The organism is Streptomyces hydrogenans (assembly GCF_014656075.1).
GTDB lineage: Bacteria > Actinomycetota > Actinomycetes > Streptomycetales > Streptomycetaceae > Streptomyces > Streptomyces hydrogenans.
On the sequence record NZ_BNBS01000067.1, the window covers coordinates 11,552 to 27,080 of the forward strand.

At 70.4% G+C, this 15,529-nt stretch carries 6 protein-coding genes; all 6 read right to left on the reverse strand.

The features are described 5' to 3' along the window. Positions 1-60: 60 nt before the first annotated feature. The 6 genes from IE321_RS25420 to IE321_RS25445 all read right to left on the reverse strand — a co-directional run bounded on the left by IE321_RS25420 (position 61) and on the right by IE321_RS25445 (position 15,456). A complete protein-coding gene (locus tag IE321_RS25420; protein WP_190224657.1) occupies positions 61-1,455 on the reverse strand; it encodes an extracellular solute-binding protein in 1,395 nt (464 codons plus the stop codon). A 651-nt stretch (positions 1,456-2,106) separates the two neighbouring features. Beyond that, a complete protein-coding gene (locus tag IE321_RS25425; protein ID WP_190224658.1) occupies positions 2,107-6,396 on the reverse strand; it encodes a discoidin domain-containing protein in 4,290 nt (1,429 codons plus the stop codon). A 77-nt stretch (positions 6,397-6,473) separates the two neighbouring features. After that, positions 6,474-9,854 carry a CARDB domain-containing protein gene (locus tag IE321_RS25430; RefSeq protein ID WP_190224659.1) on the reverse strand — a complete coding sequence of 1,127 codons (3,381 nt, stop codon included), beginning with the start codon at positions 9,852-9,854 and terminating at the stop codon, positions 6,474-6,476. Positions 9,855-10,236: 382 nt separating this feature from the next. Next, positions 10,237-11,247 carry a LacI family DNA-binding transcriptional regulator gene (locus IE321_RS25435; RefSeq protein ID WP_190224660.1) on the reverse strand — a complete coding sequence of 337 codons (1,011 nt, stop codon included), beginning with the start codon at positions 11,245-11,247 and terminating at the stop codon, positions 10,237-10,239. Between the two features lie 256 nt (positions 11,248-11,503). Continuing rightward, a complete protein-coding gene (locus IE321_RS25440) occupies positions 11,504-13,549 on the reverse strand; it encodes a glycosyl hydrolase family 28-related protein (protein WP_190224661.1) in 2,046 nt (681 codons plus the stop codon). A gap of 296 nt (positions 13,550-13,845) precedes the next feature. Then, positions 13,846-15,456 carry a glycoside hydrolase family 13 protein gene (locus tag IE321_RS25445; protein WP_190224662.1) on the reverse strand — a complete coding sequence of 537 codons (1,611 nt, stop codon included), beginning with the start codon at positions 15,454-15,456 and terminating at the stop codon, positions 13,846-13,848. Positions 15,457-15,529: the final 73 nt, after the last annotated feature.

Below are 15,529 nucleotides of genomic sequence, written 5' to 3' on the forward strand. Positions count from 1 at the left end.
CCTTCCGGCGTGAGGTGCGTCGTACCGCGTGGGGACACGGGCCGCTCGGTCCTTGGGCGGCTACTGATCAGCAAGAAGCCTGTTGACCTTCGCCTCCGCGGTGGCCAGGAGCTTGTCGACGTCGGCGTCCTCGTCGGTGAGGACACCGGACATCACGCTGTCGAGAATCCTGTAGATCTCCTGGGCCTTCGGCGGCTCGGCCTTGCCCGGGACGGGATTGTCCATGAAGGTCTTGAAGTTGGCGACCGGCATGGTGGCGTGCTCGACGCGGGCGGCGTCGTCCTTGGCCTTGGTCCTGCCGAGCCAGAAGTTCGGTTGGGGCAGGCCGACCGGCAGGCCGTCGGCCTTGGTACGGGCCCAGTCGAACTGGCCCTTGCCCGCCGTGGCGAACTTGAAGCCGAGCCAGGCGACGGCGGCCTTGATCTTGTCGGGCGAGATGCCCTGCTTGATCATGTAGTTGTTGCCGCCGACCAGGGTGTTCCTGCCGCCGGGGATGGGGCCCATACCGAAGTTCTCGTACTTCGCGCCGAGTTCCTGGACCATGTACGCGATGTCGTCGGGCGCGGCGAGGAACATGCCGAGCTTGTCGGTCGCGATCCGCTGCTGGAGATCGCCCCACTTCAGCCGCTGGGTCCTGCCCATGCTGTCGTCCTCCCAGCGCATGGCGTGGAGGTTCTTCGCGACCTGCTTGCCCAGGTGGTTGTTGAACGCCGCCCTGGTACCGCTCACGTCCACGATGTCCCCGCCCAGGCTGTAGAGCTGGGCGGTGAAGTGCCAGCCGCCGGTGTTGCCCGCGGAGTACTCGCCGAAGCCCGAGACTCCCCCACCGAGCGCGGCGATCTTCTTCGCGGCGGCCCGGACCTCCTCCCAGGTCCGCGGTGGGGCGTCAGGGTCCAGACCGGCGTCCTCGAAGAGCTTGCGGTTGATGAGCAGGCCCATGGTGTAGTTGCTGGTGGGCAGCCCGTAGAGCCTGCCCCTGTACCGGAGCGAGTCGAGGACGTCGGGGTTGATGTCCTTGAGGAGCGGTACCGACCACGGGTGCACGTAGGCGGAGATGTCCTGGGCGCCGTCCTCGGCGAGGACCTGCGGCAGGTCGGTGAAGTAGGTGTAGAAGACGTCCGGCTGCGACTTCGCCTTCAGCATGGCGGTGAAGCGCGGCGGCTCCAGACACTGGCCGGGGGTGGACCGGCCCTCGATGGTGACGTTGGGGTACGTCCTGTTGAACTCGGCGACGTCCTCCTTCCACTCCTTCAGCTCGGCCGCCTTCGCCGCCGGCGGCATGCAGTCGATCGTGATCGTCACCTTCGCCTTCGGATCGAGGAGCGTGGTGGGGTCCGACGAGTCCTCGCTGCGGGCACCGTCGCCGCCCCCACCTGCCGCGCAGGCCGTGAGCGTGAGGACGAGGAGGGTGGCCGCGGAGGCGTGACGGCAGCGGCGCAGCAGGACGGCTCTCAAGGTGTGGCCCTTTCGGACATGCGTGACGACTCGCCCCGCTTTGAGCGGGTTCGACTGCGGGGCGAGGCACACTCAACCATCGCCAACAACCATGCGCAAGATGTCTAGCAATCAAAGCAAGTTCACTACACAGAGACTCAACGAAGTGAGTGACTGAGGGAATTAGGCGATCATTGCTCGACATTCTCCGAGGTCGCCTGATTCACCGTCCACGTCCGCCCATCGGCGCCGCAAAGGACACGGCCGAGGCGCGCCACCGCGAGGCTGCCGCCACTCCACGCCGTCGAACCGGGTGCCCGGTTCCTGGACGACGGAGAGGTCCAGGACGCCCGGTACGGCCCTTCGCCTCCTCGCGATCGGGATCGGCGGGCTCATCGGGACCGTCGACGGACTGGGCACCGGCGTCCCGTACACGCGGTTCGTGGTCCTGGCCCCGCTCGCCACGACGGCGATGAACGGCGCCCTCGACGAGACCAGCTTCAACATGTTCTTCCGGCTCGGGCTCGACCGCGTCCACGACTCGACGATCACGACGCCTCTGCGGGTCCGCGACATCGTGCTCGGCGGGATCCTGCGGTCGGTCCTCCGCGGGGACGGCGCCCACCGCGGGTGTGGTGGGCGCCGTCGTGACCGCCAGAGGTACGGGCGGGGTCAGCAGGGATTGATGTTGATCTTGAAGTTGGTGGTGTTCCGGATGTTCTCGGTGTTGTCCTGCATGCGCAGGCAGTTGAACGTGACCTCGCCGACGGCGGGGCCCTGGCCGGGTTCGGGCATCTCGTTGGCCCAGACGCCGATGCCGGACCTGGCGTCGAACGCGTCGCCGCTCCGCTTGGCGCCGGTGATGGAGATGTCGGTGAAGACGGTGTCCTTCACCGGGTTCTCGGGCTGGGAGCCGTTGTACTTGGTCTGGATCATGATGCCGCTGTAGGTGGGGTCGACGATGTCCACGTGGCTGACGCGGATGCCCTGGAAGACCTTCGAGGCGGAGAAGACCCAGATGCCGGGGAAGGTCTGGCTGCCCCAGAAGTGGCCGCCGGCGCGGACGATCGAGATGTTCTCGAAGTTCGTCGGGATGGTGCCGAAGCCGTTCATCGGGTAGCCGAAGTCCAGCGACGAGATGGTGATGCCGGAGTAGACGAGGGTGTCGGCGATGTGGATGTTGCGGAAGGTGTTGTTGTAGCCGCCGTAGACCGCGAGGCCCGCGGCCCGCCAGGTGAGCGTGGTGGTGAGGTTCTCGTAGACGTTGTTCTTCATGTCCGCGCCGCCGGCGTCGATCGCCGAGAAGAGCGCGAAGCTGTCGTCGCCGGTGGCCCGGGCGTCGTTGTTGGACACCAGGTTGTCGGTGGAGCCGTTGGTCATGTTGACGCCGTCGGCGAACATGTTCCGGATGCGGGAGTTCTTGATCGTCATCCGGTCGGTGTTGGCACCCCAGTACAGGCAGACCATGTGCTCGTTCCAGATGTCGTCGATGACGATGTCGGCGGTGTTCTGGAAGTCGAAGACCTTGCCCGGCCCGTCGATGCGCGTGACGTAGTTGCCGAAGTAGGCGAAGCCCTTGAAGAGCGAGCCGTTCGCCGTGGCCTCGGCGCGGAAGCCGATGTCCGTGTTGTCCTGCGTCGTCGGCGCGTGGAACTTCGTGTACCACGGGCCGGCGCCGACGACCTTGACCGCCTTGCCGTAGACCTGGAACTTGCTGGAGGTCTGGTAGTCACCGGGCGGCAGGTAGACACCGACGAGCTTCCCGGTGGTGTCCATGCGGACCTTGTCGAGCGCGTTCTGCACGTCCTGGTGCGTGAAGCCGGCCGGCACGGTGTACGTGGCCGGGTCCGGGTTGGCGACCGGGGCGACCTGCTCCAGGTTGACGAAGTCGATCGCGTAGTGGGCGGCGGAGTTCGCGGAGTCCTTCTGGAGACGGATCCTGCTGCCGGCGGGGATGGTCTCCCCGAACATCAGGTTCGCCTCGTCGTAGATGTGGCGCGGGGCTCCGGAGCCCGGGTCGTTGCCGGGGCCGGCCTCGGCGCCGTACAGCCAGGCGTACTTCGAGGTGAGCGGCAGCGCCTTCTTGAAGACGCCGTCGACGTAGACGTTCAGGGTGGTGTTGATGCCGCCGCCGCCCGGGGCGTCCGGGATCGAGAAGCGGGTGACCAGGGTGTTGGTCGCGGCACGGGTGGTGAACTCGACGTACTCGCCGGTCGCGTCGAGGGTGACGGCCTTGCGGCCGGACGCCTCGCCCGCGACGTCGCCGATGGTCCGGTTGGGGCCCACGACGGAGGCTCCGCCGCCGGCGGCGCCGTCCTCCGCCTCGTACATCGTGTACGGCATGTTGGCGCCGCGTCCGACGAACAACGGCTGCGACTGCGTGTTGTTCTCCCGCTTCACGGGCAGTTCGTTCGCGTCGGCCGCGATGACCGTCCTGACGGTGTAGGAGCCGTTGACGGCCGTCCACGTGCCGAGGCTCACGACGGCCGAGGCTCCCGGGGCCAGCACGCCGCTCTGCGCGCCCGACAGCGTCCTGACCACGCCGCCCTGCGCGTTGACGAGCTCCAGTGTCACCGCGCGGTCGCCGGCCGTGGTCGGCTCCGTGCCCTGGTTCTTCACCGCGACCTTGAACGTGACGGCGTCGCCGGCGGTCGGGCTGGACGGGCTGGTCGTCACCGAGGTGGCGAGCAGGTCGGAGCTCGCGACCGGCTTGACCACGAGGGCGGTGGACCGGGTGTGGGTGTTGTTGGTCTCGTTCTGCTCCAGGACCTGGTTCGCCTCGTCCGCGACCGCGCTCAGCTCGTACGAGCCCGAGCCGCGCACGCCGATGGAGACGGGGACGGTGGCCTGCTCGCCGGGGGCCAGTGCCGGGGCCTGCCCGGTCGCGACCTTGGTGCCGCCGAGCCGGACGGCGACCTTGCTCGCCGCCGCGGGCGCGGCACCGGCGTTGCGGACGACGGCCGAGACGGTGATCTCGTCGTCCTCCTCGGGCGCGACGGGGGTGGTGGACAGTCCGGTGACGGTCAGGTCCGGGTTGGGCGCGGGCACGCCCACGACCTGGAACTCGGCGATCTGACCCCCGGGGGCCCCGGTGTTGGCCGTGAACTTCAGCTGGACGTCGGCCAGGCGGGCGGTCAGCGGGATGGTGACGGTGTTGCCGCTCGCCGGATCGAAGGAGTAGCCCTTGGCCGCGACCTTGCTGGTGAAGCCGGTGGCGCTCTGCTCGCGGCCGAGGACCTCGATGGTCTGGGTGCGGGCCTGCCATGCCTGGGCCGGGTTGAGCTTCAGCACGAGCTTGTCGAGGTCGGCGTTGGCGCCGAGCTTGACGGTGAGGGTCTGGGGGTATGCGCCGCCCCCGCCCTCCCAGTAGGTGGCGGTGTCGTTGTCGTTGGCGTTGCCCGCGGAGAAGCCGCCCATGGTCGACGACGCCTCGATCGGCTTGCCGACAGAGAGGTTGGAACCGCTGTCGCCGGTGCCGTTGCGGGTGACGCTGTTGGAGGCGACGGAGGTGTTGCCCGCCGCGTCCTTGGCGACCACGTGGTAGGTGACGGTGGCGCTCGCCGGCTGGGTGTCGGTGTAGGTGGTGGCGCCGCCGGAGACGCTGCCGCGCAGGACGTTGTTCGCGTAGACGTCGTACGCGGTGACGCCGCGGTTGTCCGTGGCGGCGGTCCAGGTGAGTTTCACCTGGCCGCTCGCGGGCTCGGTGAAGCCGAGGTTCGCGGGGGCGGTGGGGGCTTGGGTGTCGCCGCCGTCGCCGGTGCGGGTGACGGTGTTGCTGTCCCCGGACTGGTTCCCCGCCGCGTCCTTCGCCCGTACCCGGTAGGAGACGGTCTGGTCGGCCGGGCGGTTGTCGGTGAAGGTCGTGACGTCGCCCGCGACGGAGGACAGCAGGACGTTGTCGGCGTAGATGTCGTAGCCGGTCACGCCCACGTTGTCGGTCGAGGCGTTCCAGGTGAGCCTGATCTGGCCGGTCGCCGGCTGGGTGTAGGCCAGGTTCGCGGGGACCGAAGGCGCCTGGGTGTCGCCGGTGGCCGGTCCGTAGACCTCCAGCTCCGCTATCTGGGCGGCGGGCTGTACGGTGTTCGCCGTCACCAGGACCCGCACGTATCTGGTGGTGGTGGAGTCCAGGCTGATGGTCGCGGTGTTGTCGTTGGCCGCGTTGAACGCGTACGCCTGGGAGGCCGAGAGATCGGTGAAGTCGGTGCCGTCGGCGCTCCCCTGGATCTTCAGGGTCTGGCTGCGGGCGCCCCAGCCGGCCGGCAGCTTGAGGACGACCCGGTTGACGGCGACGGAGGCGCCGAGGTCGGCCTGGAGCCACTGCGGCAGCGTGTTGTTGCCGCTCTCCCAGTAGCTGCCCCGGTTGCCGTCGTTGGCGTTGGGCGCGGCGTACACCTCGGTGTGGCTGCTGGCGGTGAGGCTCTTGCCCGCGGCGAGGTTCGCGGAGGAGCCCTCGGCCGCGTGGACCTCCAGCTCGGAGAGCTGGGCGGCCTGCCAGCCGGTGTTGGCGGTGATGTCGACCCGCACGAAGCGGGCCTGCGTGGCCGGGAAGGCGACGGTGACCGTGTTGGCCGAACCGGGGCTGAAGGTGTAGGTGGCGGAGCCCTTCAGCGTGGCGAAGCTGGTGCCGTCGGCGCTGCCCTGGACGGAGAGGGTCTGGTTCCTGGCCTCCCAGCCGGCGGGCAGCTTCAGGACCACCTCGTCGACGCGGGTGGCGGTGCCGAGGTCGGCCTGCACCCACTGGGGGAGAGAGCCGCCGGCACTCTCCCAGTACGTTCCCTGGTTGCCGTCGGTGATGTTGCCGGCGCCGTAGCCGGACTGGGCGCTGCTGGAGGCGGCGGCGTCGCCGAGCGCGATGTTGGGTCCGCCGGCGGCGTGGGCGGCCATCATGGGACCGCCCAGCGCCAGCAGGCTCGTCGCGATCGCGGCGCTCAGGCACCGTGATCGCCAGGTGGGGGTTCTCATCGTTCCTCGCTTTGTGGAGGGGTGAGGGTGGGGACGCCCGGACGCGGAAGCCGGGCGTCCCCGCCGGGGAAAGGGCGTCAGCCCTGGTTGAGGACGAACTGCGTGCCGGGCTGCGAACAGACGTCGCCCTTGGCCGAGTTCGTGATGGTGACGTTCGTCAGCGTGGCGCTGCCGCGGGCTCCGCCCATCGCGAGGATTCCGCAGCCGTTGAGCGACTTGTCGATCTTCACGTTCGTGACCTTGACGTTCGGCATGGCGCCGCCGCCGGTCTTGAACTGGATGCCGTCGTAGGTCGACTCGTGGATGTCGGTGTCCCGGATGGTGACGCCCGGGATGTCCGGACCCTGCGCGAAGAGCGTGATGGCGCCGAACTCCTGGTCCTCGTTCCAGAACGCTCCGCCGGTGCGGTACAGGGCGTTGTTGGCGATCAGGGTCTGCCCGGAGAAGGGGATCGGGTCGTGGTCGGTGGCGAGCATGATCCCCGGGTAGTTCATGGTGTCGGAGACCACGTTGTTCTCGATGGTGTTGCCGTAGCCGCCGTAGACCGCGATGCCGTTGGCCCGCCAGGGCAGCTGGACCGTGTTGTTGCGGAAGTGGTTGTCGTGGCCGACGTCCACCGAGGTGTCCTTCACGTACTTGTTGGCCCACACCGCGAGGGCGTCGTCGCCGGTGTTGCGGAACGACGAGTTGTAGACGGTGGAGTTGCGGGTGCCGTTGGAGAAGTTGACGCCGTCGGCGTAGGTGTTGCGGATGCGCATGCCGCTGAACTCCAGGCCGTCGCCCGGCCCCCACAGCTCGGGGATGTTGGAGTAGTCGCGGCCGACCCAGGCGGCGACGTTGGCGTGTTCGATCCAGACGTTGCTGATCTTCGTGTTCTTGCCGAAGCGCCCGTTGAGGCCGACGCCGCCCTCGGCGTTGCCGTCGCCGCCGCGGATGGTGCCGGAGCCGAAGATGGCGATGTCCGAGATCTTGGTGTTGTCGTCGATGTCGAAGCCGAAGTTGCCCTCGTGCGGGTGGTTGATCCCGTTCGCGAGGTGCGGCGGGGTCAGCGTGTACAGCTGGGAGTGCCACATCCCGGCGCCGCGGATGGTGACGTCCCGGATGCCGACCTGGTTGTGGGTGCCCCGGTTCAGCGGATCGTCGGTGAGGATCTTCTGCTCCTGGCGCCACTGGCCCGCCGGGATCCAGACACAGGGGATCTCGCCCTTCTGGTCGGCGGTGACGGCGCGCTGGAGGGCGTCGGTGTCGTCGATGCCGTCGTTGGGCACGGCCCCGTACTGGGTGATCGAGACGCACTCCGCGGGCTTCGCGGCCGGCGGGGCGACCTGCTCCAGGTCGATCAGGTCGACGACGTAGAAGGCGGCGTCGTCACCCGCGTCCCGCTGGAGCCGGAACTTGGTGCCGGCGGGGTAGGACTGGGTCAGCTGCGCGTTGGACTCGTCGAAGAGACGCCGCGCGTCGCCGCCCGGGGTGTTGGTGAGCCCCTCCGGCTGGTCGGTGTTGCCGTACAGCCAGCTGTGCTTGGAGGACAGCGTCATTTTGCGCACGAACTGGCCGTTCGCGTAGAGGCTGAGGGTGGCCTCCCGGCCTCCGCCGCCCGGCACGTCCGGGATCGAGTTGCGCACGACGATCGAGTTGGCGGCGTTGGTCGAGGTGAACTCCACGTAGTCACCCGTGGAGTTGAGGCGCACCGACTCGCGGCCCGAGGACTCGGTGGCGAAGTTGGTGTGGCCGAACGGGCGCGTGGAGTCGGTCTGCAGGAGCGTGCCGCGGTAGCTCGCGTCCTCGGCCTCGTACTCCGTGTACGGCACGGCGGCTCCGCGTCCGACGACGAGGGACCGGCCGAAGACGTTGTTGTTCTCGTTGGTCTCCGTGACGGTGCCGGTGGCGTCGGCGGTCGCGGTGAGCGTGACGCCGCCGTCGGTGGCCGTCCAGGTCCCGGCGAGGGCCACGTCGGCGGTGTCGCCCGCCGCGATGGCCGGGGTCGTCCCCGACAGGGTGGTGGATCCCACCGTGAGCCGGGTGACGCTGCCGGCCGGGACGGATGACGTACCGCGGTTCTTGACGGCGACCGTGAAGGAGACCGGCGCGCCGACCGCGGGGGTGCCCGGATTGGGGGTGATGCCGGTGACCGTGAGGTCGGGGCCGGGGGTCTGAGTGACGTTCAACTTGGAAGTGGCCGTACGGCTGTTGTTGCCATTGTCGAGCTCGGGCACCGTGTCGGTCGGGTCGACGGCGGCAGAGACCGTGTAGGCGCCCATCGGACGCTTGCCGATCGGGACGTTCACGATCGCCGACTGGCCGGCGGCGAGCGCGGGGACCGGGGCGGAGCCCGCGACGGTGCCCTCGGCGCTGACGTTCACCGTCGTGGCCGGGGCGGCCGCGGTGCCGGCGTTGCGGACGGTGACCTTGGCGGTCACGTCGTCCGCCTCGGACGGGGTGGCCGGCTCCCAGGTGAGCTCGTTGACGACGAAGTCCGGGGCGGGCGCGGCCGTACCGAGCACCTGGAGCTCCGCGACCTGGACGCCGGGGGCGCCGTTGTTGGAGAAGCCGGTCAGGCGCAGGTCGGAGACACGGCCGGTCACCGGGATGGTGACGGTGTTCTGGCCCGAGGACGGGCTGAAGGCGTAGTCGGCGCGCGCCTTCAGGGTGGTGAAGCCCGTGGCGTCGGAGGCGCGGCCGAGGACTTCCAGGGACTGGGTCCGCGGCCCCCAGGCGGAGTCGGGGTTGAGCTTGACGACGACGGCCGCGACGTCGGCGTCCGCGCCGAGTTTGACGGTCAGGGAGCCGGGGAAACCGGCGGACTCCCAATAGGTGGACGTGTTCTCGTCGTTGGCGTTGCCGGCCGCGTAGTTCTGCGTGGTGGAGGTGGCCTCGATGGGCTTGTTGCGCGCCAGGTTGGTGCCGGTGACCGGGGGCGGGTCGCCCGGGTCCTCGCCGCCGCCGGTCTCGCCGTAGACCTCCAGCTCGGAGAGCTGGGCCGCGTTCCAGACGCTGTTGGATCCCACCTGGACCCGGACGAACCGGGCGGTGGCCGACGGCAGGTCGATGTTCACCGTGTTGGCCGCGGAGGGGTTGAACGCGCGCGCCTGGGCGGCGGCGATGGTGCTGAACGTGGTGCCGTCGGCGCTGCCGAGGACGGCCAGGGTCTCGTTGCGCGCCTCCCAGGCGGTCGGCAGCTTGAGCGCGAGGCGGTCGAGGTCGACCTGGGTGCCCAGGTCGACCTGCACCCACTGCGGGAAGGAGCCCAACGGCCCTTCCCAGTAAGACTGTTGACTTCCGTCGGTGACGTTGGAGGCCGGATAGCCGCCGTTCGCGCCGCCGGCCGTCGCGGCTCGACCGAGCGCGAGGTTGGTGTCCGCCGCGGCCTGCGCGGGAACGGGGAGCAGTCCCAGGGAGATCAGGCCCGCTGTCAGCAGACCCACCCCCAGCCGCCTGCTCGGATGTGTGCCTCTCATGGTGACCTCTCCGCGATGCGGGGCAGGGCCCGTGGTCTGTCTTGGTCCGGAACAGCCCCTCGGCAAGTGACGGGCAGGGGGCCGACAGGAGTTCGGCAGGACCACGCGCTCTGGGACCCGGCATGACTCCGACAAGGATCAAAAGGCGGCCAGCCGAGTTCTTGAGCAACCCTGTGGCTCATTTGCGCCGCCAGCCCGCAAGGTTTCTACGGGATGACGTGCTTGTCAACGGGTCTCGTCCAATTGCAGACCGCTGTCACCGCACGGAAACGCCGACGGCACCGGTATCGAGCCGCTCAGTGCGGAATACCGGTGCCGTCAGGGCCTTACTGTTCAGTTATCGGGCATGCCTCGATCGCGACGTAGGGCCGGTGCCGCTGAATCAGCGCGCCGGCGGCGGGGCCGTCGAGCCGCGGACGACGAGCTCGGGCTCGAAGAGCAACTCCCCGAGGTGGTGCTGGGTGCCCTGGATCTGAGCGATCAGGAGGTCCACGGCCGCGCGCCCCATCGCCTCGATGGGCTGACGGACCGTCGACAGCGGCGGTTCGGTGACGGTCATGAAGGCGGAGTCGTCGAAGCCGACGACCGAGACGTCCGCCGGCACGGAGAGACCACGCCGCCTGGCGGCCCTGATCGCGCCCAGCGCCAGCGGATCACTGCCGCACACGATCCCGGTGACCCCGCGGCCGAGCAGGCGCGTTGCCGCGGCCTGCCCGCCTTCGAGAGAGAACACCGACCGCTCGAAGAACGCGTCGTCCCAGGCCATGCCCGCAGCCGCGGCGGCCACCCGGGCCGCTTCCAGCTTGCGACGGGAGGGCACATGGTCCTCGGGCCCCAGGATGAGCCCGATCCTCTCGTGGCCGAGGGATGCGAGATGACGCCACGCCTGCTCGATCGCGACGGCGTCGTCACACGCGACGCAAGGGAAGTCGAGTCCTTCTATGGAGGCGTTGACGAGGACGACCGGGATGTTGCGCTCGGCCAGCCGGTAGTAGTGGTCGTGCGGGGCGTCGGCCTGCGCGAACAGTCCGCCGGCGAACACGACACCGGAGACCTGCTGCTGGAGCAGCAGCTCCACGTAGTCGGCCTCGGAGACGCCGCCCTTGGTCTGCGTGCAGAGGACCGGGGTCAGCCCCTGCTGGGCCAGTGCGCCGCCGATGACCTCGGCGAACGCGGGGAAGATGGGGTTCTGGAGCTCCGGGAGGACCAGGCCGACGAGCCGGGCCCGCTCGCCGCGCAGCTGCGTCGGGCGCTCGTAGCCGAGCACGTCGAGCGCCGTCAGCACGGACTGCCGGGTCGCCTCGGAGACCCCGGGCTTGCCGTTGAGGACACGGCTCACCGTGGCCTCGCTGACTCCCACTTTCTTCGCCACCTGGGCAAGTCGTCGCGTCATGCACGCAACTCTAGCGCAAATTCTGCAAAGAGATTGCGTCCTCGGGCCTTTTTTAGCAAGCCCGTTTGCGCGACGCGGGCTCATCCGCTGAAAGGCTGGAAGGCGGGACGGACCATCCTGCGGTCGACGCGGGAGGAAGCCCGTCGCCGCCCGCTCCGACGGCCACCCCGCGAGGAGCCGTCACCCGTGCGACCGAGGCGGCGGTTCCGCGGGGAGCCGTCGTCCGACTCCCCGCGGGTTCTCCCGTGTCCTGGCGTCAGGACCAGGGCGCGGGAGCCGGGGGCGCGACGACCGGCGGGCGGTCGTCGCAGGTGATGGTGTTGGGCAGGAGCCACGGGGCGAGCCAGCCGCCGTCGTTCCCGCCGCGGTCGTCGAGCGTGAACTCGGAGCCGGTGGCGGGGAAGTTGAAGGAGCCGCAGTTGTTCACGCCGACCGCACCGACGTTGCGGGCGTCGACGTTCTCGAAGGTGGCGGAGCCCTTCGTGCGGGTGCTGACGACGGAGTTGCCGGTGCCGTCGACGCGGATGTCCTTGAAGTGGACCGAGGGGATGGAGAACCGGTCCTTCACCCCGTACTCGCTGACCAGCATGATCGCGTTGTGGGTGGAGTCGAGGTAGTGGTCCCCGGTGACCCGCACGTCGGCGTCGATCGAGCCGTCCAGGGCGTAGAACCAGAGCGCGCCCAGGCCGATCCGCCAGTTGAGGTCGAGGGTGCCGGCGCGGGCCGTGGTGTTGTCGGTGAAGCGGAGGGTGCCGGTGAAGGGTTCGGCGCCGAAGCGGGCACCGGCGTGGAGCCCGCTGCCCTCGCGCACCGGGTCGGCGACGAGGTTGCCGGTGACCGTGGTGTCGGTGCCCCCGTAGACGGCGATGCCGTTGGCGAGGGTGGGTGACTGGACGGTGTTGTGGGCGATGGTGTTGCGGGCGTCGGCGGTCTTCTCCGACCACAGCGCGATGCCGTCGTCGCCGGTGTTGCGGAGGAAGTTGTTCCGGACGAGGGAGTCCGTCACGCCGGTGTGGAGGTTGAGGCCGTCGGCGATCTGGTCGGTGATGACGTTGTCCGTGACCCGCACGTTCCGCATCGGGCCGTCGAACCAGAGGCCGACCTTGGTGTGGTGCAGGTAGAGGCCTTCGACGGTGGAGTCGCTCATGGCGCCGCCGATGGCGTTGACCTGGTCGGTGTCGATCCGTTCGCGGACGTCGCCCTCGACGGCGAAGCCGGACAGGTGCACGTTCCGGCTGCCGCCCTCGGCCGCGGACTTGCCGTAGAGGCCGACGCCGGTGTGCCGGGAGCCGTCGGGGGCGGGCTCGTCGAGGGTGACCTGGCGGCCCTTGAGGACGGTGTGCCAGTTGCCCGCGCCGACGATGGTGACGTCGTCGACCTCGATGTGGCGGTCGACGCGGAAGGTGCCCGGCGGCAGATAGACGGGCCGGTCGAGACGGCGGGCCAGCGCGATGGCCCGTTCGATGGCGGGGGCGGCGTCCCGGCGGCCGGTCGGGTCGGCGCCCAGGAGCCGCACGTCGACGCCACCGCGCTCGACCTGCGGCGGGGCGACCAGCTCGGTGTCGAGGAGGTCGATCACCGTCCAGGCGGCGGGACTGCCGGCCGGCACCGTGAGCCGTACCTTCTCCCCCGCGCGGTACGTCTTCCCGAGGAGCAGCCGCTGCTCGTCGTAGAAGTGGGTGGGCCGGAAGGGCTTCTCGAAGACGGGCGCGGGCGTGGTGGCGGCGGGGACGCAGGCGCACTCGGCGAGCCACCAGTCCGGGTGGAGCAGGTCGGCGCCGGGGTCGTTGGTGAAGGGGTACTGGTTGTACAGCCAGGAGTAAGCGGAGGTCAGGGTCATCGTCCTGCGGTGCCGGCCGTCGACTGCGACGTCCAGGGGGGCGGTGATGCCGCCGCCGCCGGCCGCGTCCGGGATGCTGTAGCGGACGGTCACGGCGTTGGCGGCGCGTGGCAGGGTGAACTCGACGTACTGGCCGGGGACGAGCCGGACCGCCTTCCGGCCGGACGCCTCCGAAGGGAGGGTGTACGGCGTCCGGTCCGGTCCGATGACGGTTCCGGTGGTGCGGGCGTTCTCCGCCTCCTGCTCGTCGAAGGCGACGGCGGCGCCCCGTCCGGCCACGAGCGCCGGGGCGAGCCCGGCGCGGGTGACGGCGGGTCCGGCAGGAGGGGAGACGGGGGACGGACCGGCGGCCGTGGCGGCTGCGGTTCCGCCCGCAGCCTGGCCGAGACAGAGAAGCACGCAGGCGACGGCGGTGGCTCTGGCACCGGCGCGGACGTGCGGACGGACACGGCTGGGGATCATCTGGGCTCGCTTCCCGGACGGTGCGGACCCACGGCGAGCGACTTCGCCGCGGGGTCGTGCGGAGGGCTCGTCGACTCGGGACGAGGACACGCCCGCCGTAGGGAGGCCCCGTTCCCGGCCCCCCACGGAACGGGAACGGGGCTTCCGCCAGGGCCGGGTGTCAGGGTCCCGGCCTCGGCCACCGTGCGGCGCGGCCGACGGAGTCGGCGCTGAGCGGCCGCCGCCGCACGGTGGGGTCTTTCCACGGACGCCGTCCGCCCAGCGGGGCGCACGGCGCTGTCGAAGCGTCCCCGGGCTCAGGCACGCAGCCAGACGGCCGTGTCCGGGGGGAGGGTGCCGCCGGCGTCCAGGGGGCCGCTGGCGAGCAGCCTCGCACGGTGCGCGGGGAGCTCGACGGGGGCTCCGGAGAGGTTGACCACGCAGGTGAGGCCGTGGTCGCGGGTGAAGGCGAGAACGCCGTCGGCGGCGGGGAGCCATGTCATCGCTCCGTCGCCGAAGCCGGCTTCGGTGCGGCGCAGGGCGAGGGCGGTGCGGTAGAGGGTGAGCATCGAGTCGGGGTCGGCGCTCTGCCGGTCGACGGCGTAACGGCCCCAGTCCGCGGGCTGCGGCAACCACGGTGCGGTGCCCGGCGGGCTTCCGAAGCCGTACGAGGGGGCGTCGGCGTCCCAGGGGAGGGGGACGCGGCAGCCGTCGCGGCCCGGGTCGGTGCCGCCGGAGCGGAAGTGCATCGGGTCCTGGATGCGGTCGAGGGGGATGTCGGCCTCGGGCAGGCCCAGCTCCTCGCCCTGGTAGAGGTAGACGGAGCCGGGCAGGGCGAGGGTGAGCAGGGCGGCGGCGCGGGCGCGGCGGGTGCCGAGGTCCAGGTCGGCGGGCGTGCCGAAGCGCTTGGCGGCGAAGTCGAAGGCGGTGTCGGCTCGCCCGTAGCGGGTGGCGGTCCGGGTGACGTCGTGGTTGCACAGCACCCAGGTGGCGGGGGCGTTGACGGGGGCGTGCTCGGCGAGCGTGTCGTCGATGGTGGCGCGCAGCCGCTCCGGCTCCCAGGGGCAGGCGAGGAAGTTGAAGTTGAAGGCGGTGTGCAGCTCGTCGGGACGCAGATAGCGGGCGAAGCGCTCGGCGTCGGGGAGCCAGACCTCGCCGACGAAGACGCCGCCGTACTCGTCGGCTATGGCCCGCCAGGAGCGGTAGACGTCGTGGATCTCGTCGAGGTCGATGTACGGGTGGGGGTCGACGCCCTCGGTGAAGTCCCGCAGGTCCGGGTCCTTGGTGAGCAGGGCGGCGGAGTCGATGCGGACGCCGGCGACGCCGCGCTCGAACCAGAAGCGCAGCACCTCCTCGTGTTCGCGGCGGACGTCGGGGTGGGACCAGTTGAGGTCGGGCTGTTCGGGGGTGAAGAGGTGGAGGTACCACTCGCCGTCGGGGACGCGGGTCCAGGTGGTGCCGGAGAACTGCGAGGGCCAGTCGTTGGGCGGGAGTTCGCCGTTCTCGCCCCGGCCGGGGCGGAAGTGGAAACGGGCACGCGCCTCGCTGCCGGGGCCCGCCGCGAGGGCCTCCCGGAACCAGGCGTGCTGGTCGGAGACGTGGTTGGGGACGATGTCGACGATGACGCGCAGGCCGAGTCCGGCGGCCTCCGCGATGAGCTTCTCGGCCTCGTCGAGGGTGCCGAAGGCGGGGTCGATGGCGCGGTAGTCGGCGACGTCGTAGCCGCCGTCGACCATCGGGGAGGCGTACCAGGGGGTGAACCACAGGGCGTCGACGCCGAGTGCGGCAAGGTGGGGCAGTCTCGCCCGGACGCCCGCGAGGTCACCGGTGCCGTCGCCGTCGCCGTCGGCGAAGCTGCGCGGGTACACCTGGTAGATGACGGCGTCACGCCACCAGTCGGAGGTGCGGGACGGAGAGGGGGCTGCCACGGAACGGTCCTTTCGGGCAGGAAGGCAGGGAGGGTGCTCCGCCGTCGTCCGGGGTGCGGGACGGAATGGGCCC